23 protein-coding genes and 1 pseudogene are annotated in these 24,077 nt (G+C 40.3%); 12 read left to right on the plus strand and 12 right to left on the minus strand.

The annotated features are described in order from the left end of the window. Nucleotides 1–561 precede the first annotated feature (561 nt). A complete protein-coding gene (locus tag RMB03_RS11755; protein WP_003654402.1) occupies nt 562–1,374 on the plus strand; it encodes a TorF family putative porin in 813 nt (270 codons plus the stop codon). A 91-nt stretch (nt 1,375–1,465) separates the two neighbouring features. Here the strand turns inward: RMB03_RS11755 and RMB03_RS11760 are convergent. The 4 genes and pseudogenes from RMB03_RS11760 to RMB03_RS11775 all read right to left on the minus strand — a co-directional run. Next, nucleotides 1,466–1,555 (minus strand): annotated as a pseudogene (locus tag RMB03_RS11760) (ATP-binding protein); the annotation flags it as partial. A 19-nt stretch (nt 1,556–1,574) separates the two neighbouring features. Next, nucleotides 1,575–2,114 carry an NADPH-dependent FMN reductase gene (locus RMB03_RS11765; protein WP_311076296.1) on the minus strand — a complete coding sequence of 180 codons (540 nt, stop codon included), beginning with the start codon at nt 2,112–2,114 and terminating at the stop codon, nt 1,575–1,577. 105 nt (nt 2,115–2,219) lie between these two features. Then, on the minus strand, nt 2,220–3,704 hold the full coding sequence (locus RMB03_RS11770) for a YifB family Mg chelatase-like AAA ATPase (protein WP_311076297.1): 1,485 nt from the start codon (nt 3,702–3,704) through the stop codon (nt 2,220–2,222). A gap of 65 nt (nt 3,705–3,769) precedes the next feature. Beyond that, nucleotides 3,770–3,997, minus strand: coding sequence for an accessory factor UbiK family protein (locus tag RMB03_RS11775; protein WP_003654412.1), 228 nt, complete (start codon nt 3,995–3,997; stop codon nt 3,770–3,772). A 278-nt stretch (nt 3,998–4,275) separates the two neighbouring features. Here RMB03_RS11775 and glnK point away from each other — a divergent pair, with 278 nt between their 5' ends. The 6 genes from glnK to RMB03_RS11805 all read left to right on the plus strand — a co-directional run bounded on the left by glnK (nt 4,276) and on the right by RMB03_RS11805 (nt 9,778). Continuing rightward, nucleotides 4,276–4,614, plus strand: a complete 339-nt coding sequence (gene glnK, locus RMB03_RS11780) for a P-II family nitrogen regulator (protein ID WP_000780326.1) — start codon at nt 4,276–4,278, stop codon at nt 4,612–4,614. A gap of 56 nt (nt 4,615–4,670) precedes the next feature. Further along, nucleotides 4,671–6,065, plus strand: a complete 1,395-nt coding sequence (locus tag RMB03_RS11785) for an ammonium transporter (protein WP_080026161.1) — start codon at nt 4,671–4,673, stop codon at nt 6,063–6,065. A gap of 161 nt (nt 6,066–6,226) precedes the next feature. Beyond that, nucleotides 6,227–6,685 (plus strand): transcriptional regulator NrdR, encoded by a 459-nt coding sequence (nrdR, locus tag RMB03_RS11790; RefSeq protein ID WP_003654416.1) that lies wholly within the window; start codon nt 6,227–6,229, stop codon nt 6,683–6,685. Between the two features lie 15 nt (nt 6,686–6,700). Further along, nucleotides 6,701–7,786, plus strand: coding sequence for a bifunctional diaminohydroxyphosphoribosylaminopyrimidine deaminase/5-amino-6-(5-phosphoribosylamino)uracil reductase RibD (ribD, locus tag RMB03_RS11795; RefSeq protein ID WP_311076300.1), 1,086 nt, complete (start codon nt 6,701–6,703; stop codon nt 7,784–7,786). After that, the gene (locus tag RMB03_RS11800; protein ID WP_003654420.1) at nt 7,783–9,075 is read left to right on the plus strand and encodes a DNA adenine methylase; all 1,293 of its coding nucleotides are present in this window, start codon (nt 7,783–7,785) and stop codon (nt 9,073–9,075) included. Before ribD ends, RMB03_RS11800 begins: the two co-directional genes overlap by 4 nt. Before the next feature lie 43 nt (nt 9,076–9,118). Then, nucleotides 9,119–9,778, plus strand: coding sequence for a riboflavin synthase (locus tag RMB03_RS11805; RefSeq protein WP_005301612.1), 660 nt, complete (start codon nt 9,119–9,121; stop codon nt 9,776–9,778). A gap of 61 nt (nt 9,779–9,839) precedes the next feature. Here RMB03_RS11805 and RMB03_RS11810 read toward each other — a convergent pair whose 3' ends face one another. The 4 genes from RMB03_RS11810 to RMB03_RS11825 form a co-directional block, all read right to left on the minus strand. Then, entirely contained in the window at nt 9,840–10,058 is a 219-nt protein-coding gene (locus tag RMB03_RS11810) for a hypothetical protein (protein WP_311076304.1), read from the minus strand. 131 nt (nt 10,059–10,189) lie between these two features. Further along, on the minus strand, nt 10,190–10,828 hold the full coding sequence (locus RMB03_RS11815) for a hypothetical protein (RefSeq protein ID WP_311076306.1): 639 nt from the start codon (nt 10,826–10,828) through the stop codon (nt 10,190–10,192). Between the two features lie 37 nt (nt 10,829–10,865). Beyond that, entirely contained in the window at nt 10,866–11,273 is a 408-nt protein-coding gene (locus RMB03_RS11820) for a DNA polymerase III subunit chi (protein ID WP_311076309.1), read from the minus strand. Further along, nucleotides 11,266–12,714: a leucyl aminopeptidase gene (locus tag RMB03_RS11825; protein WP_151744798.1), complete on the minus strand. Its 1,449-nt coding sequence runs from the start codon at nt 12,712–12,714 to the stop codon at nt 11,266–11,268. Before RMB03_RS11825 ends, RMB03_RS11820 begins: the two co-directional genes overlap by 8 nt. 143 nt (nt 12,715–12,857) lie before the next feature. Here RMB03_RS11825 and lptF point away from each other — a divergent pair, with 143 nt between their 5' ends. The 4 genes from lptF (at nt 12,858) to RMB03_RS11845 (ending at nt 17,902) form a co-directional block, all read left to right on the plus strand. Next, nucleotides 12,858–13,958: an LPS export ABC transporter permease LptF gene (gene lptF, locus RMB03_RS11830; RefSeq protein WP_151744797.1), complete on the plus strand. Its 1,101-nt coding sequence runs from the start codon at nt 12,858–12,860 to the stop codon at nt 13,956–13,958. Next, nucleotides 13,958–15,028 carry an LPS export ABC transporter permease LptG gene (gene lptG / locus RMB03_RS11835; RefSeq protein WP_151744796.1) on the plus strand — a complete coding sequence of 357 codons (1,071 nt, stop codon included), beginning with the start codon at nt 13,958–13,960 and terminating at the stop codon, nt 15,026–15,028. Before lptF ends, lptG begins: the two co-directional genes overlap by 1 nt. A 126-nt stretch (nt 15,029–15,154) precedes the next feature. After that, nucleotides 15,155–16,702 carry a 2,3-bisphosphoglycerate-independent phosphoglycerate mutase gene (gene gpmI, locus RMB03_RS11840; RefSeq protein WP_151744795.1) on the plus strand — a complete coding sequence of 516 codons (1,548 nt, stop codon included), beginning with the start codon at nt 15,155–15,157 and terminating at the stop codon, nt 16,700–16,702. Between the two features lie 15 nt (nt 16,703–16,717). Beyond that, nucleotides 16,718–17,902 (plus strand): S41 family peptidase, encoded by a 1,185-nt coding sequence (locus tag RMB03_RS11845; protein ID WP_080026167.1) that lies wholly within the window; start codon nt 16,718–16,720, stop codon nt 17,900–17,902. Between the two features lie 4 nt (nt 17,903–17,906). Here RMB03_RS11845 and RMB03_RS11850 read toward each other — a convergent pair whose 3' ends face one another. Genes RMB03_RS11850 through RMB03_RS11860 form a run of 3 tightly spaced genes read right to left on the minus strand, consistent with a single transcriptional unit; the run spans nt 17,907 to nt 21,563 of the window. Beyond that, nucleotides 17,907–19,325: a sigma-54 dependent transcriptional regulator gene (locus RMB03_RS11850; RefSeq protein ID WP_311076317.1), complete on the minus strand. Its 1,419-nt coding sequence runs from the start codon at nt 19,323–19,325 to the stop codon at nt 17,907–17,909. Nucleotides 19,326–19,349: 24 nt separating this feature from the next. Then, complete coding sequence (locus tag RMB03_RS11855; RefSeq protein ID WP_311076319.1) at nt 19,350–20,918, minus strand: PAS domain-containing sensor histidine kinase; 1,569 nt, start codon at nt 20,916–20,918, stop codon at nt 19,350–19,352. A gap of 9 nt (nt 20,919–20,927) precedes the next feature. Further along, nucleotides 20,928–21,563, minus strand: coding sequence for a response regulator (locus tag RMB03_RS11860; protein WP_003654436.1), 636 nt, complete (start codon nt 21,561–21,563; stop codon nt 20,928–20,930). A 212-nt stretch (nt 21,564–21,775) separates the two neighbouring features. Between RMB03_RS11860 and pbpG the strand changes: the two genes are divergently transcribed. Beyond that, nucleotides 21,776–22,822 carry a D-alanyl-D-alanine endopeptidase PBP7/8 gene (gene pbpG / locus RMB03_RS11865; protein ID WP_003654437.1) on the plus strand — a complete coding sequence of 349 codons (1,047 nt, stop codon included), beginning with the start codon at nt 21,776–21,778 and terminating at the stop codon, nt 22,820–22,822. A gap of 108 nt (nt 22,823–22,930) precedes the next feature. Here the strand turns inward: pbpG and thrC are convergent, their stop codons facing one another. After that, nucleotides 22,931–24,070, minus strand: a complete 1,140-nt coding sequence (gene thrC / locus RMB03_RS11870) for a threonine synthase (RefSeq protein WP_003654438.1) — start codon at nt 24,068–24,070, stop codon at nt 22,931–22,933. Nucleotides 24,071–24,077 lie beyond the last annotated feature (7 nt).

Genomic DNA, 24,077 nt, shown 5'->3' on the forward strand with positions numbered 1-24,077 from the left:
AATGCATGATGTGCAAAAAGAGATCACTATAATAAGCCAATAGACTTTAGTTAATTTGATCAAATTTAGTGCGATATTTTGCGTAAATTTTGTGCATTACTCTTTTTGCTCATACTATTGCTTAAAAAAGACCCAAAATAGTTCATAAGTTTTAAAACAGAAAAAAATGAAGAAATCTAATTAAAAGAAATGCCCATTCACAGACCATTACAAGCTCGGCCTTAAGAAATTTACGTAATTTTTATATCTCTTATTTAAGTTTAAATAGAAATTTTACATTGAGTAAATGGATACTTCTGACGTCGCTAATTTATTTCCGACAAGGTGTTTTCTCATGTTGCTCTTTTCTAATCGGATAGATGTCTTATTTTATAATATTGTTTTTTATGAATATATTTTTATAAAAATTAAATGGAATTTTTATTGTAGAGATATTTTGATTTCAATATTAATGATATGCAGCGAAGGGGAATATGGACTTGGCACAGCAATTGCTAAAGCTTAAGTAACACAATGTGTTTTATATACATAAATCGTGCATTCATTATGGGGGAGATCAAAATGATGAAATTTGCACTTAAGACCTTAGGTCTTGGTATTTTCGCAGCTGGTTCAACCATGGCTATGGCTGAAGAAGCACCATCTTTTTATGGTATCACTGCAACAGGTAGTGTAGCGGCAACTACAGACTACCGCTTCCGCGGTGTTACACAATCGTCAAATAACCCAGCCATTCAAGGTGGTTTTACTTTTTCTCATAAGTCAGGTGCCTATGTCGCGCTATGGGGTTCCAGCGTTGACTTTAATACGCCGGGTGTTTCAACTGAAACCGATATCTCTTTAGGTTATACAAATACATTAAAACTGTCTGATACGCTTGCACCAACTTATGATGTAGGTGTAATTCATTATGGCTATATTGGTTCTGACTCAAAATTTACTAACCCATACAATGGGGATACTGGTTTTGACTTTACAGAGTTTTATGGAAAATTAACTTTTGCTGATTCTTTATTTAAAGGTGATGCACTTAGTGTGGGCGTAAGCTATTCAGATGATTATTGGGGTCACTCTGATGAGTTCTGGTATTTTAACGTAGGTTATTCAGCACCAATTGCAGATACAGGCTTCACAGGGCTCGCTTCAGTTGGCTATAACAAACTCAAAAATAAAGACTCTTTACTTGTAGTTGCTGGTGGACCAGGTGAAGACGATAGCTATATCGATTATAAAGTGGGTGTGAATTATAATATTTTGGGTATTGTCGCTGAGCTAGATGTTGTGGGTACAGACATTAGCACTTCTGGTATGACTGATGCTGGTAAAAAACCTTATGACACAGGCTTAGTGTTTAGTTTAACTAAAACATTCTAAGTTTATGTTGTAAAAAAGCGGGTTTCTTTACCCGCTTTTTCTTCTTGAAGAACAGTGGACTCATAATCTTTTGTTCTAATCTTAGTGCTGATTATCTCTGATAAGACAGCGCCGTTGTAAGATGAGAGCTTTGAATTACATCACTTTGAGCCAAATCGACAATGGCTCGTGCTACTCGTAAACACGGTGATCAGCTTACTCTATTGATCTTGATACTTTTGAATCTCGGAGACAAAGCTAAGCAGAAAAGGTGTAATTTGTGACTTATATTCTTCAGTTTGTAGCATCTCAACAATTTGTTCAGGCGATTTGCTAAGAAGAGAGAAGCGTAAAAATAAATCTTCAAAAAAATTGCTACTCACTGTCGAAAGTACTCTTCTTAAAGAAACCAGCATATCGTCACCGCGGCTAGATGCATGAACTAGAACGATAGGCTTGTCTATGATTTCGGTGCGGGAAACCATCCAGTCAATTGCATTTTTAAGACCGCCTGGAATACAACGGATATATTCAGGACTTGAGATGATAATGCCATCTGATGCAGAAATAGATTTGATAAATTCTTCTACTATAGCAGGCGTTTTTTCTCCCTCATCATCTGGAGAGAAAATGGGAAGCTTATTAAGGCTATGGAAAACTGAAAATTCAATACTGGACGGTGCTATATCTTTCATTGCTCGCAATAGCGCTGTATTTGCTGATGCCTCTCTTGCACTGCCGGATATAGCCAAAATTTTCATAGCTTCCTCTTTGCCTTTTTATATAGGCAGTAATAAATTCTTTAATTAACAACTCATATAAATATTAAAAAACAGCGGACTCACGATCCGCTGTTTTTTCATTTGTTAACTATTTCCTCGATAGGATAAAGCTTCTGTAAGGTGAGAACTTTGAATCACTTCACTTTGAGCTAAATCGGCAATAGTACGAGCAACCCGTAAAACACGATGATAAGCGCGGGCCGATAAATTTAAACGTTGTTGAGCCATTTCAATCATTCGTTGAGAAGTACTATCAAGTACAGCATGTTGTTCTAGCTGTTTCGGCGAAAGCGCCTGATTTAAACAATTTTGTCTTTGAATCTGTTGTTCATAGGCATAAATCACACGTTGTCGAACACTACTTGAATCTTCAACAGGCGTTGGATCTTGTAGCTCTTGGGCCTTTAACGGTGGCACATCAATATGTAAATCGATACGGTCAAGTAAAGGTCCTGATATACGGTTTTGATAGCGCTTAATACTCTCAGGTGAACACTGACAACGACTATCTTGATTAAATGCATAACCACATGGACATGGGTTCATTGCTGCAATCAGTTGGAAGTTAGCCGGATAAGTAATTTGCCGAGCTGCTCGTGAAATAATGATTTCTTTTGACTCAAGCGGCTGGCGTAAGACTTCTAATACTTTTCTATCAAACTCGGGGAGCTCATCTAAAAAAAGTACTCCTAAATGCGATAATGTAATTTCGCCCGGTTTAGGGTGAGAACCGCCCCCAACGAGTGCAATCGCTGATGCTGTATGATGGGGCGCTCGAAATGGTCGCTGACCAAAAGTATGTGATGTATTTGAAATAGAGTAAATGCTAGCAACTTCAAGCGTTTCTTGATTAGATAGAGGCGGTAAAATTGAAGGAAGCCTTGAGGCGAGTAAAGTTTTACCTGTGCCGGGTGGTCCTTTAAAAAGTAAGGAGTGCCCCCCAGCAGCAGCAATTTCAAGTGCACGGCGTGGGCGTAACTGACCTTTTACATCTGCAAGGTCAAATTTATAAGGCATTTGGTTTGAAGTGGCCGTAGGCTCAACCGAAGATAGAGACTTTGTGCCCAAAAAATGTTCACAGACTTCTTTTAAGTGACTCACTGGATAACATTTAAAGTCAGATAAGTGGCTAATATCCTGACTATTATCAATCGGAAAAAGCATTTTATGCTTGGCTTGTTGACAAGCCATTGCCAAAGTTAAAGTACCTGACACTGGCCTTACATGACCATCAAGTGCTAACTCTCCAATAAATTCAAAATCTTCGGCACAGTTTTCTGGGAGCTGGCCAGAGGCAATTAAAATACCTAAAGCAATTGGTAAATCTAGACGTGAACCATCTTTGGGCAAATCTGCTGGTGCAAGATTAATGGTTAGTCGTTTAGTCGGAAATTGAAATCCACTGTTAATAATCGCCGAGCGAACTCGGTCTTTACTTTCTCTTACTGCCGCTTCGGCTAGGCCTACAATGGTAAGAGAAGGTAAGCCTTGACTCACATGTACCTCTACTTCAATGAGAGGTGCATGTAAACCCAAAAGTCCCCGTGTATAAATTTTAGAAAAAGACATCTTGTTGTTCCATTATGGTGCTTCATTTTTAATCGTTGTAAAGTATAAGTGCGCTACATTGGTGCTTATTTTTTATTCTTTAAAGTTTCTTCTAATAGTTCCACTTGTTTTTGTAGCTCTGCTAAACGTTGGTTGGCTGATTGCAGTGCGGTCTTTTGGCGGTCAATTTCTTGTCTGGAAACAAGATCTAACTTTTCGACTGCTTCATTTAATAATGCACGTAAATTTTTTTCCAAATCTTTTTTAGGCTCATCAATTTGTTCCAGAATGGCCTGTAATAAAGTTTCTAGCATGAAATATCCAAAGTGTTGTATTACCTTATAGTTTACAGTTTACCACTGCTTGAAGGTGGGATATAGGTTTCAATTCTTTTAGTACAAATAGAACATTAAATCAGCATGTAAACATACTGAAAATTCATTTTATTTTTAATAGCTCATCTACATCTTGATCACTAAATAGGTTATAAAGAAAGTTCATGCAATAGATTCATTTCCCTCAACCTTTGAAATATTGGCATGAAAATTGAACATAAAACCTTACTGGTGAAAAGAAGCCGAAGGAAACAAACATGAAGCTTGTAACTGCAATTGTAAAACCGTTTAAATTGGATGATGTGCGTGAAGCGCTCTCTGACATTGGTGTACAAGGGATTACCGTAACTGAAGTTAAAGGTTTTGGTCGTCAAAAAGGACATACAGAACTCTACCGTGGCGCGGAGTATGTGGTTGATTTCTTACCTAAAGTAAAAATCGAAATTGCGATTAGTGATGAAATGGTCGATGCGGTAATTGAATCAATTACACGTGTAGCAAGCACAGGAAAAATTGGCGATGGTAAGATTTTTGTGACTAACCTGGAACAAGTAATCCGTATTCGTACGGGTGAAACTGGACCAGATGCTGTCTAATTGGCACAAAGCTTGCTGAGTAGAAAATAACTCGCAAATGAGGTTGGGGGACACGAATGAAAAAAATGCTTATGGCGCTGAGTCTATCAGGCGCTCTTTTGGGTGGTACTGCCGTTTGGGCAGAAGAAGCTGTAACAACGCCTACATCGGAAGTTGCGGCTACATCAACATCTCAAGCTACTGCAACCACTGCAGAAGCACCAGTTGCTGAAACTCCGGCAGCTCCAGCACCGACACCTACTCTTGATACGGGTGATACCTCTTGGATTTTAGTTTCAACCGCATTGGTTCTATTGATGACCATTCCAGGGTTGGCATTATTCTACGGCGGTATGGTCCGTAAAAAAAATGTACTCAGTACTATGATGTTCAGCCTTTCTGCTGCGATTTTAGTCAGTTTGCTGTGGGTGATTGCAGGATATTCAATCGCGTTCTCTGGCACAGGTGCATTTTTTGGTGATTTGTCTAAAGCAATGCTAAACGGAGTCGCGTTTGATGCATTGAGTGGGACAATTCCTGAAAGTCTCTTTGTTATTTTCCAAATGACCTTTGCCATTATTACAGTTGCGATCCTTAGCGGTTCTATTGCAGACCGCATGAAGTATTCAGCTTTCATGGTGTTTATTGCAGTTTGGGTTCTCGTAGTCTATGCACCAATTACTCACTGGGTTTGGGCGGCAGATGGCTGGTTATTTAAAGCAGGCGCATTAGATTTTGCTGGTGGTACAGTTGTACATATCAACTCAGGTGTTGCAGGTCTCGTTGCGGCTTACATGCTTGGAAAACGTATTGGTTTGGGCCGTGAATCTATGGCTCCGCATAACTTGACTCTAACTGTAGTGGGTGCAAGCTTACTTTGGGTAGGTTGGTTTGGCTTTAACGGTGGTAGTGCTTTAGGTGCTGGCGCTCGTGCAAGCATGGCAATTTTAGTGACTCAAGTTGCTGCCGCTGCTGCTGCGTTCTCTTGGTTAGTTGTTGAACGTATGATTCGCGGTAAAGCGTCTGTATTAGGTGGTGCTTCTGGTGCTGTCGCTGGTTTGGTTGTGATTACGCCAGCAGCAGGTTTTGTCGGTGTAGGCGGTGCTTTAGTCATGGGCCTTATCGGTGGCGTAGTGTGCTTCTGGGGTATTACTGCACTTAAACGCTTACTTAAAGCTGATGATGCTTTGGATGCATTTGGTTTACATGCTGTAGGTGGTATTGTCGGTGCGATTTTAACTGGCGTATTTTACAGTGATGAAATTATTAAAGCAGCCAACGTTACCTTAGCTCCAACCTTCGCTGGTCAATTATGGGTACAAGTTGAAGGCGTATTGGCAACCATGGTTTACAGTGGTGTAGCGACTTTTGTAATTCTTAAAGTGATTGATCTTGTGATTGGTATCCGCGTTAACGCTGATGATGAACGCATGGGTCTGGATTTAAGCCAACATGGCGAACGTATTGAATAATTCGTAATATATCTGCTGTCTTAAAAGAACAGTCTTGCGCTGTGATCAAAGCGATGCTTTGATCTTGCTCAGGACTGTTTTTTTGTCTCATAGAATGCTGGTTCTGTAAGTGTAGAAACTTTGCTACACTAGGTCAAAGTAATCGACCCTATAAATCCGCTATGCATTGTCCATTTTGCAACGCCGCAGATAGTAAAGTCATCGATTCACGTTTAGCCGCCGAAGGCTGTCAGATTCGTCGACGTCGTGAGTGTGTAAGTTGCGGTGAACGTTTTACCACTTTTGAAAGCTATGAAGTGGTGATGCCCCGTGTGATCAAATCGAATGGAAAGAATGAACCTTTCGATGAGGCCAAGCTACGCCGTTCGTTAATGCATGCATTGCAAAAACGTCCGGTCACCCAAGAACAGATAGAAACTGTTTTAAGTGATATCCAATTGCAGATTCGCCGTTTAGGTGAGCGTGACGTGAAGTCTAGAACAATTGGTGAAGTCGTCATGCAATCTCTATTTGCACTCGACCATGTCGCTTATGTTCGATTTGCTTCTGTTTATCAAGATTTTCAGGATGTTGAAGCTTTTCGCCGACAAATTGAGCAAATGCAGCAACGTGAACAATAATTATTTGAGATTTTTATGTCTGAGTTGAAAAAAGATCAATATTGGATGCAACAAGCTATTGAACTTGCCAAACGAGGTCTATATTCGACTAAGCCTAATCCAAATGTTGGTTGTGTCATTGTCAAAGATGATCAGTTAATCGGTGAGGGCTTCCATCCTAAAGCAGGTCAACCACACGCAGAGGTTTTTGCCTTACGTCAGGCAGCTGAGCAGGCTCAAGGTGCAACAGCGTATGTGACGCTTGAGCCATGTGCACATTATGGAAGAACTCCTCCTTGTGCCGAAGCATTGGTTAAGGCACAGGTTAAAAAGGTGGTTGTGGCATGTCCTGATCCAAACCCACTCGTTGCGGGTAAGGGTGTTCAGATTTTGAAAAATGCCGGAATTGAAGTAGAAGTTGGCATTTGTGAAGATTTGGCAGAAAAATTAAACCAAGGTTTCTTAAAAGCGATGTCTACGGGCATGCCCTATGTACGCTTAAAAGTAGCTTCAAGCCTAGATGGCCGTACTGCAATGGCATCTGGTGAATCGAAGTGGATTACCGGTGCAGTTGCGCGTCAAGATGTACAGCATTGGCGTGCCATTTCAGGAGCAGTGATTACAGGGATTGATACTGTGATTGCAGATGACTGTCAACTTAATGTACGAAGTCTGGACAGTGTTGATATTGAGACAATTGCACAGCCAAAACGGATTATTTTAGACCGCCAAGGTCGTTTGCCGCTTGCTGCTAAAATTTTAGAAAACCCTGGAACTGTGATGGTGATGGGGCCATATCGTCAAGAACTTGCCGATTTAGGCGTGATACAATTAGAAATTCAGCCTTTAAAAGTGCTGTTACAGACCCTATCTAAGCAATATCAAATTTATGATGTATTGGTAGAAGCCGGTGCAACATTATCTACTGCCTTTTTACAAGAAGGTTTGGTAGATGAGTTGATCAGTTATATTGCCCCAACATTATTGGGGAAAAGTGCAAGAGCCATGTTCAATGCAGAGTTTGAATATATGGCACAACAACTTCGTTTTACACTTCTTGATGTGACACAACTTGATCAAGATATACGCTTAAGGTTAATCCCTACGCAAGAGAAAGTATGAATCCAGAGCCTTCGGTTTATCACAAACGTCGTCATGCAGCCCGTACGACAGACGAATATCTTTTCCATCAGCTTGTTCCTTACTTGGGTAATAAGCGCCGATTGCTCCATCTAATTTTAGAAGCCCTTGAAATTACAGGGACGCTGAATAGCAAGAAAAAGAATCCTCCGATTTTTGCCGATTTCTTTGCCGGCAGTGGCGTAGTATCTCGTTTGGCGCGTCAAAATGGTTACCGAGTGATTGCGAATGACTGGGAACCTTATAGCCATGCGTTAAATCATGCGATTTTAGCTTGTATTGATGCACCTGCTTTTAAAGAGCTAGGCGGGTATCAGAAGGCAATCGATTATTTAAATCGCTTACCTGAAGTTAAAGGTTGGGTAACCCATAACCTTTGCCCACGTAATGATGATATTTATGATCCAGCTCGTGACCGATTGTTCTTTAAACGCCGTAATGGTATGCGTATTGATGCGATTCGCCAGCAGATTGCAACATGGCAATCTCAAGGCGCAATTAATGATGTAGAGATGAGTGCTTTGCTCGCACCATTGCTCTATTCCGCAAGTTTTGTCAGTAACACCAGTGGCGTATTTAAAAGCTTCCACCAAGGGTGGGGCGGACGTACACAAACTGCATTAGAGCGAATTGAGTCATTACTTTGGTTAACACCAAGTCGTTTTTGCGAGATTGGTGACCGTAAACGTCCTGCTGCTGAAATGTGGTGTGTAGATTCACAGCATCTAGCAAATCAAATGAGTGGTTTTGAAGTAGATGTTGCCTATCTCGATCCACCGTATAACCAGCATGCATATAGTAGTAATTACCATGTTTTAAATGCATTAACTTTATGGGATCAGGTCGATTTACCTTCACCAGATACCAAAGGTTATAAGAGTGGAATTGATAGAGCTTGGCGTAAAGAACGTCCAAGCCCATATAACTCTTCTAAATATGCGAAAGATGCGTATGAAAAACTACTTTCAACCATCAATGCCCGCTATATTCTGACCAGTTATTCAACTGATGGTAATATCGAGCCGAAAGATTTGCTGATGGCTAATCTGGAGCGGGGCAAAGTGACCTTGTTAACACAAGATGTTCCACGCTATCGAGTGAGTAAACAACGACAGTCTGAACGTGCACGCGTGCTTGAGTTTATTGTGATTACTGATACTCATGCCAAGTCAGGACCACCATTACGTCAGTTATTAGGCCAGCTTTACCACTTCGCCGAGCTAGGTGGTGTAGATACTTCAGGTAATAGTACACAGCTCGCACTTTGGTAAGCGCTGCAATTTAAGCAGTGTAAAAAGATTTGGAGATTGAGCCATGTTTACAGGCATTATTGAAAGTTTAGGAAAAGTTGAAAGCCTGCAAAGCGTAGGTGGTGATGTGCGTTTACGTATTCAGACTGATCTGGATATGTCAGATGTGCATTTGGGTGACTCAATTGCGACCAATGGAATTTGTCTCACCGTGATTGAATGGGGCGATAATTGGTATGCAGCTGATGTTTCTCGTGAGAGTTTAAATCGAACGACTTTGGGTAATTGGAAAGTCGGGCAACGTGTCAATGTTGAAAAAGCAATGTTACCGACAACACGCTTTGGTGGGCACATTGTAAGTGGTCACGTTGATGGCGTGGGCGAAATTACCGTAGTGCGTGAAGATGCTCGCTCAATCTATTATGAAGTGACGGCACCCGCAGAACTTGCTAAATATTTAGCGGAAAAAGGTTCTGTGACCGTAGATGGTATTAGTTTAACGATTAACCACTTACGTGGAAATATTTTAAGCTTGAACCTAATTCCGCATACAGCAGAGCGTACTAACATTGGAACATGGCAAGTAGGCAGTAAGGTAAATCTTGAAGTCGATGTTTTGGCGCGTTATATCGAGCGTTTATTGCTAGGTGACAAGGCTGCTGAACAAAAAACAGAGTCAAATATTAGTATGGCTTTTTTAGCTGAGAATGGTTTTTTAAAATAAAAAGCTAGATCGTTAAAATAAAAAAACCGGACACATGTTCCGGTTTTTTTATTTTAAAAGTTTAATGCTTGGTTAGAGTAACCGAGTGTGTGCCGACCCATGGTTTGTTATGCTGAGTGCGAGTAATTGTAAAATCACGGTTTTCAGACTCGCGTGTAAGTAAGATAGATAAGGAGTTAAAGTCGTTATGACTCATATAAAATTCTTGTGCTGAAAACGTCCATTGCTCACCCTGATTTAGCTGTTCAACTTGCTTTGAAATCTGATGCAGAATGTCCATCTCTTATCCTCATTAATTATCTTGAATAGCTACTTTTCATTCTTATAATTAATTGATCTATAAGAATAATCTATATGTCTATTCTGTGACATATACGTGTCACTTTTATGACAAAAGAAATATTTAAAGGTTTACTTTTCTATTTTTTCATCAGAAAACTTAGAATTCTTTAAAATGTATTCAATTTCTTCTTGAGCTGCCGAATGTAGCTTGGCTCGGAAAGCCGTTACAGACTGCTCAATTAAGCTCTCAGCTTCAAGTTCTAAACGAATGCGTAAACTTTCAAGCTCAGATAAGATTTGATCATCGGTAATACTAAGTTTTACGCCAGCAGAGTAATTGACTGCTGGTGTTTCAGGATTTTTCTGATAACGCGCGGTTTGCTCTGCAACCTCTTGTTCTAAATGACTACGTAATGTGTGTAATGTTTCAGTCTGTTCATTAAATTTTCGAACTTCGTCTGCTTGTAACTCCGCAGCATAAGCAGCTTCTGATGCACGTTTGTCAGCAAGCGATTTTTCTAAAGCAAGTTGACGACGAATACGTGCTTGCTCAATGAGCTCTGCTTTAAGATCTGCGTAGGCTTGTTCAATTTTTTGCTGTGATTCTAACTGCGCTTTTTCATCATTTAAAACCCAAAGCTGAATAGGCGTTTGAGGCTCTAGTAAGTCACAAATACGTGCCAGATCCTGTTGATAGGTATGACGGACAGCTTCAGGCGCATTTAACCATCTTTTTTTAAAATCTTGCCCGACATTTAATGCCACCATGTTTCTCCTTGATCAACAGTATTTACATTTTAGCGCGTTATAATTTAAAGGTCCGCGGTTCTATACCCAAACGGCGATACATTTTAAATTTTTCTCGACCAATTTGCTTGGCTGTTTCATTATTTTCAACAATTTCTATAATGTGGCTAAAATGATCAACTTGTTCAAGTGCATGATTGTTAAAATTAAATACTAACAGGCCTTGTTCAAGTGGTTGTTTAGCCGAAATACATACAGCAGCATCAGTCTGGTCAACTCCATGCGCAATGAAACTGACAGGGTCGAAGTCCCATAATCTTTCATCAAGAATCTGTTGTAGCTGCACATCTGGGCAATACCACCAGATTTTAGGATGCTTCAGTAATATTTTTCGACATAAACGGCAAGCACTATCGACTTGCCGTTCTTCGCTGGTTTCAAACAGATAAAAACTAACTTTAGCCATTCGTATTTACACGATTCGCTAAAAATTGCATGAGTAATGGTACTGGGCGACCTGTTGCACCTTTAGCTGGACCAGATAACCATGCTGTTCCTGCTACATCTAAATGAGCCCAACGATATTCACGTGTAAATCGCTCAAGGAAACATGCAGCCGTAATCGCGCCGCCGTATGGACCACCGATGTTCGCAATATCTGCAAATGGTGAATCAAGCAACTCTTGATAATCGTCAATGACTGGCATACGCCATACACGGTCAAATGATTGCTCGCCAGCTTGTTGGAGCTCGGCTGCCAAAGCATCATCTGGTGAGAACAAACCACTGAGTACTTTGCCTAAAGCGACTACACATGCACCAGTTAATGTTGCGATATCAACCACGACTGCTGGATTGAAGCGTTTGATATAGGTCAAAGTGTCACACAGCACCAAACGGCCTTCAGCATCTGTATTTAAAATTTCAACAGTTTGACCGCTCATGGTGGTCACAATGTCGCCCGGACGGGTTGCTTTACCAGAAGGCATATTTTCTGCTGCTGCAATTGCACCTACTACATGAATAGGAAGTTTTGCTTCGCATAATGCACGAATGGTACCTAGTACAGAGGCTGCACCACACATATCGAATTTCATTTCATCCATGCCAAGGCCTGGTTTTAAAGAAATCCCGCCTGTATCAAAAGTTACGCCTTTACCAACGAGAACAACTGGAGCTTGATCAATCTGTGCTTGATATTCGAGAGTTACGATACGACCCGGACGTTCAGATCCTTTGCTTACTGCAAGAAAAGCGTACATGCCTAAATCAGCCATTTGTTGCTCATTTAAAACAGTTACTTTAAGTAAGTCAGGGAATTCTGCGGCTAAAGCTAGAGCTTGTTCTGCCAAATATTCTGGGAAACAAATATTACCTGGGCGGTTGCCAAGATCACGTGCATAAGACTGACCAGACTGTACTGCATGTACTAAAGCCAGTTGTTTTTCATCTAGGCTAGTCGTTGAACTAATTAAATCAACCTGTTGTAACACAAATTCATTTTTTTTAGATTTAAACTCATCATAACCATAAGCTGCTTGAGTTAAGCTTAAAGCAAATAAATAATGGTGCTCGACAGGTAACGCAGCAATATCAATTGCGATATGCTTAAATTTATTTTGTGTCGATTTGATAATCGTTTGGGCAAGTTTAGCGAGCTTAACTGTCTGAAGTTCAGCTGTTTTTCCTAAGCCAAGTAATTGGCTGTGAGGCTGATTTGAAATCTGACCAAATAAAGGCAGAGTTTCATTGAAGTTGCCTTTAAATTGGGTAGCGCTAAGAACGCTTTCTAGGTTATTGATTTGATATGTGTTGACGTTGCTTTGTAGCTGTTCTGAATCAACTAAAACCCACAAAGATTCATTAGATGTCTGTTCGGGAAAAGTTGTATAAGTTGTAAATTTCATGGCTGTCGTGATTGCCTATAGAAAGTTATGATGAATTAAAACATTGAAACACTTTCAAGCATAGCGTTGCAATGTGCGGTTTTATATTTTTAACATTCGGGTAAACTAGCAGTCGTCCCGATTAGCCTTTTGGAAGTATTACTTTGATTATTCGGCGTTATCTCGTCAAGCAAGTTGTCTCTACCTCATTGGTGGTCATTTCTTTATTGACCTTAATCATGATGGGTGGTCGTCTGATCAAATACTTTGGTGTGGCGGCGCAGGGGCGTTTAGATGCCAGCATCTTGTTTAGCATCATTGGATATCGTTTACCTGAATTTCTAACACTCATTTTACCACTGGGTTTTTTCATTGGTTTAATGTTGGTGTTTGGTCGTTTATATGTTGACCATGAAATGGCAGTACTGAACGGTAGTGGTGTGAGCCGTCATCAATTAGCACGATTACTCATTCCAATGACGCTTGTTTATATGGTTTGTCAGTCTGTGCTTATGCTCTGGATGACGCCGTGGGGACTACGTGAGTTTGAAAAATTAACCACCACCCAAGCGGTTCGGACAGGCTTCGATTTGGTTCGCCCAAGAGAATTTATTTCTTCTGGACCCTATACGATTTATGCAGGTTCATTGTCAGAAGACCGAAAGAATTTGAAGGATATTTTCTTTTATCAACGTGCGACCAAAGAAGATAAGCCAGATGTCATGATCTTGGCAAAAGAAGCGACTCGTGTAGAAGTTGCAAATGACACAGCCAATGTCGTTGATCTGGTGCAAGGCCGTCGTTATGAAATATTCCCGGGACAACCAAAATATACACAAGCAGAGTTTCAGTCTTATCGTCTACGTTTAGAAAATGATAAAGATGTTAAGTTTGAGAGTGGCGATGTAGAAGCCTTATCAACGACTAAACTCTTTTCAAAAACAAATGATCCAGTCATAAGAAGCGAGTTGGGATGGCGTTTGTTTGGACCATTCACCATTATGATTGCTTTAATGCTTTCTGTGGCATTGTCTGAGGTGAGTCCACGACAAGGTCGTTATTACCGTCTTATTCCGGCGATTTTTATTTTTTCCAGTCTGATTGTATTAATGATTGCAATCAAGACTCGTATTAGTAAAGAAGAACTCGATATTTGGGCTTATCCTGCCGTGTTGGTGGTTTATGGCGTTGCAGCAGCCTTATTTTCACGTAAACAGAAGTTGGCACCAAAAATCAAGAAACAGATCAAGCGAGTGAAATTATAATGTTAGCACGTCGAATAGTCGCCAAATATGTGACGAAAACCACTGCGCTTGCGATGTTTGGCACCACAGTTGTTTTGTCGATTTTACAGATCTTATTTACGTACCTTGGTGAGTTGGGTGAGCTCAAACCCGACTATAACGCATGGCAAGCTCTCATCTATGTGTTATGGGGTGCTCCTCGTTATCTATATGAAATTTTGCCTATTTCTGCCTTGATTGGTGCTGTAATTGGTTTAGGGTCACTAGCAACCAGCAGTGAACTTATTGTTATGCGCTCTGCTGGTATTAGCTTATGGCGTATTGTTGGTTGGGTGATGCGCTCAGCTTTACTGCTTATTATTTTGTCTTTCGCTTTAAGTGAATGGGTTATTCCATATACCAATGAAAAAGCAGAAAGTGTTAAAAGCCACCGCTCTGTAGCTGCTTTAGGCGAAGTGAAAGGTTATTGGTCACGTGAAGGACAGCGATTTATCTATATTGACTATGCTAACTCTCAGGGCAATTTAAAAGATATTCAAGTGGTCGATTTTGACCAGAACTATTACTTGCAATCATTAATCAATGCTCAGCAAGGACAGTTCGTAAAAGATGGTCAATGGGCTTTGAAGAAAGCACAACAAATGGATATTTTGGCGGCAGGAAATGCCATCAAAACCGACCATGACGAACAATCACTTTCTTTGGCATTACAGCCTAAATATGTGCACATGGTGACTTTAGATCCTGAAGATTTATCTCCAAGCCAGCTCATTAGTTTCATGCGCTATATGGATGAATATAGTCAGGTTCCAAAGACCTATCAATTGGCTTTCTGGCAAAAAGTTGCCTCGCCATTTTCGTTGATTGCTTTGGTTCTCGTGGCATGTTCATTCATTTTTGGACCATTACGCCAACAATCGATGGGTTTCCGTTTGGTAATCGCATTGTTTATTGGTTTGAGTTTCTATTATTTGCAAGATTTCTTGGGTTATGCCAGCTTGGTTTATGCCCCATCTCCTGCATGGTTCGTACTCGTACCTATCTTGTTAATGTTTGGTGCCGGAAGTTATTTGCTTTACCGCGCTCGCTAGTAATAATTGATATTTATGGTTTTCATCAATCGTAGATATTGGTGAAAGCCATAGGAAAAAATAGAGTCTTGACCGAAAATTCGGTAAGATATCGTGACGAAATTGTAGACAAAAGAGAAATAGATTATGACGGATGCAACTGCTGGCAAGATCCCTCACGTTCTGGTCATTATGGATGGTGTTGGTCACCGTGAAGCGATTGAAGATAATGCTTTTCTTGCAGCAAAAACACCGAATTTGGCGGCAATGACCGCAAAGCATCCAAATAGTCTAATTTCTGGTTCTGGTGAAGATGTTGGTTTACCTGATGGACAAATGGGTAACTCTGAAGTTGGCCATATGAACCTTGGCGCAGGTCGTGTGTTATATCAAGACTTTACCCGTATTACTAAAGATATTCGTACTGGCGACTTTTTTAAACATGAAGTGTTGATCGACGCTGTTGAAAAGGCCAAAGCTGCTAATGGTGCTGTTCATATTATGGGCTTGCTCTCAGAAGGTGGCGTCCATTCACATGAAGACCATATTGTGGCGATGTGTGAGCTTGCATTAAAACGTGGTGCAAAAGTTTATTTACATGCTTTCCTTGATGGTCGTGATACACCGCCACGTAGTGCTCAGCCATCTTTAGAAAAATTAGATGCATTATTTGCTCAATATCCAGGTCAAGGCCGTATCGCGACCATGATTGGCCGCTACTTTGCAATGGACCGCGATAACCGTTGGGATCGTGTTGAACAAGCTTATCGCTTGTTAACTGAAGGCGAGGCACTTCGTACTGCGCAAACAGCAGTGGAAGGGTTAGAGTTAGCTTATGCAGCCAATGAAAACGATGAGTTTGTAAAAGCGACTCGTATTGGTGATGTTGCTAAAGTGCAAGACGGCGATAGCGTTGTATTTATGAATTTCCGTGCTGACCGAGCTCGTGAAATTACTCGTGCATTTGTAGAAAAAGACTTTGCAGGTTTTGAGCGTAAAGTTGTACCAAACCTTTCTAAATTTGTCATGCTAACCCGTTATCAAGCTAGCATTGATGCGCCAGTTGCATATATGCCAGAAGCATTAAAAAATTCATTGGGTGAATATTTATCTTCTCTTGGAAAAACTCAGTTACGTATTGCCGAAACTGAAAAATATGCTCATGTCACGTTCTTCTTTAGTGGCGGGCGTGAAGATGAATATCCAGGTGAAAAACGTATTTTGATTCCATCTCCAAACGTTGCAACATATGACCTTAAGCCTGAAATGAGTGCTTATGAAGTAACTGATGAATTGGTTAAAGCCATTAATTCTGGCGAATACGATTTATTGGTTGTGAACTATGCCAATGGTGATATGGTAGGTCATACAGGTATTTTTGATGCTGCTGTTAAAGCAGTTGAAGCAGTCGACCTCTGCCTAGGACGTGTCTATGAAGCGGTAATGGCAAAGAAAGGCCATATGCTGATTACTGCTGACCATGGTAACGTGGAACAAATGCAAGACTACGAAAGCGGTCAAGTTCACACTCAACATACAACGGAACTTGTACCGTTTATCTATGTTGGCCCAACACAAGCAACCATTGCAGAAGGTGGTGTGCTTGCCGATGTAGCACCTACGATTCTCAATTTAATGCAGATTCCTGTTCCTGCTGAAATGCAAGGGCGTAATCTGATTACATTATCTGCATAAGCCAAAGGTGATTGGATGCTGCAACACATTAAATATAAAAAACTTATTGTAAGTATGTTGCTGTGTTGCAGCCAATTTTCTTTTGCGGCGCCAGTTGTAAAAGAGAAATTGTCACCTCTGCATTCCGATTCGGAAGAACCGGAACATAGTTATGCAGAGGTACCGATTGAGTCGATTCAACAGTTTGTTCAAATCTATGGAATCGTTCGAGATAATTACGTTGACGTGAAGTCCGACGATGCCTTATTTCAGCAAGCCATTAAAGGGCTAGTGAGTGGGCTAGATCGTTACTCGCGATATTTGTCGGCAGAAGAATATCGTCAATTGATTCAATATACCGAAGGTGACCTCGCCTCGGTTGATTTTGCTTTAAGCCCTGAAGTGCATGTCCATAAATGGATGATTCGTGATCTTAAAACTGGTTCCGACTCATACAAATTAGGTTTGAGAAATGGTCAAGCGATTCTCAAGATTGATAATCAAGACTTAAAAAATTTAAACCAAGATCAGGTGCTTGGGCTGCTTTATGGCTCTATCGGAAGTACGCTTCAAGTACAAGCAGAAGATTTAAATGGAAACCTCAACTTAGTTCGTAATAAAAAAATAGAAACCGATATAGAACCTGTAATGCTGCATAATCAGGTTTTGGTGCTAAAAATTAGAGTATTCCAGCAAGACACGGCAAATGAAATTAAACGGTTAATTGAAGAAAATAGTTCACCACGTTTAAAAGCCGTTTTAATCGATTTACGAAACAATCCAGGTGGGTTGTTATCGGCAGCAGTCGAGTCGGCAGATTTATTTCTAAATAGTGGGATTATCGTCTCAACTAAAAGCCGTTCGGAAGGTAATCAGCAATTTCAGGCTTTGCCAGGCAATGAATTTCAGAATATAAAATTAGGTATATTAATTAATCATCGTTCTGCATCGGCAGCCGAGGTTTTTACTGCGGCCATGAAAGAACATCAGCGTGCTTGGGTAATCGGTGAAAAAAGTTATGGGAAAGGCGTAGTGCAGAAACTGTTTCCTTTGCCAAGTGGTGCGGCACTACAAATGACAGTTTCACACTATTACACGCCAAATGGCAATATGATTGAAGGGCAAGGTATTCAGCCTAACCAGACCTATCCTTTGCCCCCAGAAATGAAAGAAGACGTATATTTAGATCGTGTTGCAGACTTATTTCTAAAGAAAAAATAGTCTTTTATACTTCCTCTCCTAATTCAGTATCTAAGCCAAACTTTTTCAATCGATAGCGTAAAGAACGGAAGGTCATTCCTAACTTCTTAGCTGCTAAGGTCCTGTTCCAATGTGTCATGTCCAACGCGTTCAGTAGAATATCTTTTTCAATATTTTCTAAGTAGCGTTCTAAGCCTTCCATTGGTAATTTTGGTCGAGTCTGAGCAATCGCAGTTGATGTGTCATTCACTGGTTTAGTTGCGATTTGCGAGTTAACGCTACTGCCTCTGAGAGGAGGTGCTAAATGTGTTAAATCAATACATTCATCATCACTTAAGGTAATAGCTCGTTCAATCATATTTCTTAATTCACGAACATTACCTGGAAAATCTTGCTGCAATAAATAAGTTTCAGCAGTAGTGGTTAATTGTTTGCTTGGAATTTCCCATTCCATACAAACCTTTTGAATAAAATGATTGGCTAATAACAAAATATCTCCACCGCGCTCACGCAGTGGCGGCAACATGATATCCATAACATGAATACGGAAAAATAAATCCTGACGGAATTTACCTTGTCGAACTAATAAATCTAAATCTTGGTGGCTGGCGCTAATCACCCGAAAATCAACATCGATTTCCTGATCGGAACCTACTGGACGAATTTTTTTCTCTTGTACTGCCCGAAGTAATTTGACTTGCATACTTAAAGGCAATTCAGCAATTTCATCTAAAAATAAGCTGCCGCCATGAGCGGATAAAATAAGGCCTTGTTTGTCTTGGGTAGCTCCAGTAAAACTGCCTTTTTTATGTCCAAAAAGTTCACTTTCCATGAGCTCAGTTGGAATTGCTCCACAGTTAATCGCAATAAATGGACCTTCACTGCGGTTACTCAAACGGTGAATAAGATTAGCAACAACCTCTTTACCTGTACCAGACTCGCCTGTAACAAACACTGGAGCTTGAGAGCGGGCTATTTTTTTAATAGCTGTTCGTAAGTTTTGTATTGGAGGAGAACGACCAATTAATAGGTCATTTTCCAAAGTTGTTTCACCGAACTCATGCTCTGGTTTTGGCTGATTTAATGCTTTTTTTAATAATTGATCTAAATGAATTTGGTTAATAGGTTTACTTACAAAATCAAAAGCTCCCGCTTTTAATGCTGCAATTGCAATATCCATATTGCCGTACGCAGTTAGAACTGCAATTGGTGTGTGTGGGTAAGTTTGAGAAACATGTTTAACTAATTCTAAACCGCTACCGTCGGGTAGGTTTAAATCGGTTAAACATACATCGTAATGAAACTGAGTAAAGAGTTGTTTGGCCTGTTCAACCCGATAAGCAAGATGTGTTTTAATCCCCATTCGTGCAAGAGTCATTTGCATTAAAAGGCACAAATCTTCTTCATCGTCTACAAGCAAAACTAGTGGTTGCTGTTCTGCCATTTCCCCAAAAACCTAATAAAAAAATCAATATATTATTGGGCATGCCATTCGGAAGCATGCCCCTTGTTTTTGCTCTACATACGTGAGCTTTGCATGGTTTGCCTCACAAAAACTATGAGACAAATATAATCCTAAACCAGTTCCATTAATTTCGGTACTAAAAAATGGTTTAAATAATTGAGATATATCACGTTTTGAAACACCTTCGCCGTAATCGATCACATCAATATAAATTTTATTTGTTTGTGAGTGAATGTTGATCAGAACATGGGGTGAATCGGGGGCATTATGTCGTAAAGCATTCCTGACAAGGTTAATCAGCACTTGTCTGAGTTGTTTCTCGTCAAATAATAATTTTAAGGATGAATCAGAGATTTTAAGCTGTATAGAATGTTTAACATCCGATAGATCTTCGTCTAATAACGTCTTTATGAAGTCATTTAATTCAATCTGGATTGGATGAGTTCTTTCGCTGCTGGCAAGTCCTAAGGTGTCTTGAACAATACTATCGATGCGTTTTGTTTGCTTGCCAATCATACGGCGTAAAGTATTTTGCTGCTCTAAATCACTATCTTTAAGTAATTCATTTGCTTGAACAATTGCTGCCAGAGGATTACGGATTTCATGTGCGATACTGGCTGAAAGTTGCCCTAAAGCAGCAAGTTTGAGTTGTTGAGCTTGCTGATTAATGTGTTGTGCATCTTGTAAAATGAGCAGCGTCAATGCTTGTTGCGGCACCACAAGATGCTGCACTTTAATGTTAATAGAGTAAGCCGACAGCCGAGACTCAAAAATAAATCGATCACCTTCTTGTAGGTTATCAAACTTAAGAATTTCAAATAAATCGGGGTGCCATTTAGCTAAAGGATATTTTTCACTGGCAAATTGTGGCGGAATGCCTAACAGAGAGCAGGCAGCCGGATTACTTAGAACTATGTCATAGTTTTCATCTAGAACAAGATAGCCTTCTTCAATTTGTTCCAGAATATAGCGGTTAATATTTTGTAGTTGATAGAGTTCTATTGATTGGTGGAAAGTTAGCGCCTCAAGTAATTTAAAGCGCTGAACTGCAATTTGTCCGATCCCATGCACCACAAAAAATAAGAAGGCTAATAAAGCACTATTACCAATTGTATTTAGATTATTGTAGTCAAATAAACTACCGACAAAACGTTGGTAAATAACGGCAATGACAGCAAGTAATGTAATGAGTAAAGACATTCTTGCGCTGAGTAAAATTGCCGAGGTAAATATAGCAATAACATATAGCAAGCTGAGTTGTAGATTTGGTTCGCCTACAGAAAATGTAAGTAAACTCAGGCAGATAACATCAACTACAAAAAATAAAATAAGCTGCTTTGTTGCCTGAGTTGCAACAAACTTAAAACACAAAAGCTGAAGAAGGCTTAATATGGAATAGCCAAGCAGTGTGTAAGAATATAAAGCGGGTTGTTGTAGACTATTGTCTATTTGAGCATCGGTTAAAACCAAAATAATATTGAGGCTAACCGCAATAATAAGACGATATAAACCATACCACGTGCCCAAACGAAAAATCGTATTGGACAACGATGAGTTTAAGGGAAATTGCATATAGTGTGATTATGGTTTGATCAGACCATACCGAATCGCAAGATGAGTTAGTTTAACATCACTATCGATGGCGAGCTTTTCAAAAATACGGTAGCGGTAAGTATTCACCGTTTTGACACTTACAAAAAGTTTGTCCGCAATTTCTTGAGCGCTAATACAATTTACAACCATCATTGCAACTTGCATTTCTCGTTCGGATAGGGCGTCAAAAGGTGATTGCTGTGTGTCAGACAGATAAGAGCTCGCCAACTGCTCAGCAATATCTGCACTGAAGTATTTACCACCTTGCATGACTTTGTTGATTGCTCGAACCATCTCTGTAATTGGAGCACCTTTCGTGATGTAGCCTTTAGCTCCTGCTTTAAGCAAAAGAGAAGGGTAAGGTTCTTCTGATAAGCCACTTACAGCAATAACTTTTGTATCTGGTGCGGTTTGTAGTAAACGACGTGTTGTTTCTACGCCCCCGATGCCTGGCATGTTGACATCAAGTAGCACAACTTGAGGATGTTTCTGACGAACAATAGCAATTGCTTCTTCACCCGATTCGGCTTGTCCAATGACCTCTACATCGGCATGATCTTCTAACATACGGCAAATGCCTGTACGTACAAGTTCATGGTCATCCACAACTAAAACTGTAATCAAGAAGACCTCCTTTCTTTCAAAAAACAAGTTTTTTGTTACATAAAGCAAAATTAGCTTGCAATGGAATGACAAAATTAGCAATCCTATTCTTATATAGTGAGCGAATAGTTGTGCACAATTGTGTCGGTAAAAGCGTTATACCTTATACCTCAAATGTAAGGCATAATTATAGTAAGCGCAAATGTGTATCACCCTGAGTCGAGTATTGTGCCGTGAAAAATTCTAAAAAGTCTTTAATACATGTGCTAAGCATGTCTATTTTGCTTAGTTTGAGTTCAACAAGCTTTGCAGAACTCGTCAATAACCCGTCCTCAGGGAGTGGTGGGAGTGCAAGTTTAAATTGGTCTTCAGCTGACGCTAGTCAACTTTTGAATGATGAAGATGATGAGCCAACTATACAAGGGTCAACATCTGTAACTACAACTTTACGTGGTGGTAATGCACCCAAAGTTGTGGCATCTGCACCAAAATTTGCTCAAATCCGCGATACCTCTGGTTACAATGCCCAGCCGAGTGTAAGTGCTCGCGCTGCGTTAGTGATGGATGCGCAAACTGGTGAAGTGTTGTTTAGTAAAAATACGAATGCTTCTGTGCCAATTGCATCTATTACTAAGTTAATGACAGCAGTGGTAACGGCAGATGCTCGTTTAAACATGTCAGAAGAAATTATGCTTGAGCAAATTGATTTTGCGGGGGCAAACGGTAAAAATTCAAGTTCAACACTCCGTGTTGGCGACAAGATGAACCGTGCAGAAGTGTTGTTGTTTGCTTTAATGAAGTCTGAAAATCCGGCAGCGGCTGCTTTAGCGCGTACTTATCCGGGTGGTCGCCCTGCATTCGTTGCTGCAATGAACTCTAAAGCACGTGCTTTAGGTATGAACGCAACTCATTATTATGAATCTACAGGCTTAGATCCGCGCAATGTATCTTCTGCGCGTGACTTAGGGATTTTGGCGAGTACAGCATCTCAATATGGTTTGATTCGTCAATTTTCAACCACACCAACTTATGATTTCAACTTGGGTTATCGCGTATTGAAATCTAATAATACCAATGCTCTAGTGCGTAATGGTGGTTGGAATATTAACTTGTCTAAAACGGGTTATATCAATGAAGCAGGTCGCTGTGTTGTCATGCATACGACTGTAAACTCACGTCCAGCAGTGATTGTATTGCTTGGTGAGCCAAGTTCACAAGCACGTAATAATGATGCAACTAACCTATTGAGTTGGTTAAGTAATTTACCAAAACGTATTTAATTTAATTATTCTAAAAACGCTTCTAGATAGAAGCGTTTTTTAATAGCTATAAAAAAAGACATAAAAAAACGGCTGTGTTGAACAACCGTTTTTATGAAAACTCAGATTTTACATGTTAGATAAAATCGAATCTTTTACTTGGCTCATTGTTGCATCAATTGACAACATGACTGCATCAGCACATTGTTTGATTGCAGTATCAGGGTCTTTCAAGCCATTACCAGTCACTGTACATACAATGACAGAACCTTCAGCAATTTTACCTGCTTTAATGTCACGAATCGCACCACCGATAGAAGCAGCAGATGCTGGCTCAACAAATACGCCTTCGTACATAGAAAGTAAGCGCTGAGCTTCTAAAATTTCGCTGTCTTGAAGTTCATCAAACCAGCCTTTAGAGTCACGTACTACCGCTTTAGCATGGTTCCAGCTTTGTGGATTACCAATACGAATTGCAGTGGCCACTGTTTCTGGATTTTCAACTGGAGCGCCACGTAAGAATGGAGCTGCGCCAGAAGCCTGATAACCTACCATTGTTGGTAAACCTTCAGGTTTTGGACCAGTAAACTGATCTGTGGCTGCGTCATAAATAACTTGTTCAAACTGATCAGCAGGCTGATTTGCTACTGCTTCAGTATAGCCCATCCAGTGAGCTGTGATGTTACCTGCGTTACCTACAGGTAAGCAGTGATAATCAGGTGCACGGCCTAAAGCTTCAACGATCTCATAAGCAATGGTTTTTTGGCCTTGCAAACGGTAAGGGTTGATTGAGTTTACAATCGTTACAGGCGCTTGATCAGCGACTTCTTTTACAAGACGCATACCATCATCGAAGTTACCACGGATTTGCATAGTGATCGCACCATACATCATCGCTTGCGCCATTTTACCCATCGCAATTTTGCCTTCTGGAATCAAAACAAACGCTTTGATACCTGCACGTGCAGCATAAGCAGCAGCAGCAGCAGAAGTGTTACCAGTAGATGCACAGATAATCGCTTTAGAGCCTTCTTCAACCGCTTTGGTTACAGCCATGGTCATACCACGGTCTTTAAATGAACCAGTTGGGTTTAAACCCTCATATTTCACATAAATTTCAACATCTTTGCCAATAATACGTGGAATATTCTCTAGTTTAATGAGTGGGGTGTTGCCTTCCCCCAAAGAGATAGCACGAGTAGTTGCCGAAACTGGCAAACGGTCACGATAACGATCTACAAGACCAGTATAACGATTGGCATTAGACATGATGGTG

Source organism: Acinetobacter sp. V91_7 (genome assembly GCF_031799075.1).
GTDB classification, from domain to species: Bacteria; Pseudomonadota; Gammaproteobacteria; order Pseudomonadales; family Moraxellaceae; genus Acinetobacter; species Acinetobacter calcoaceticus.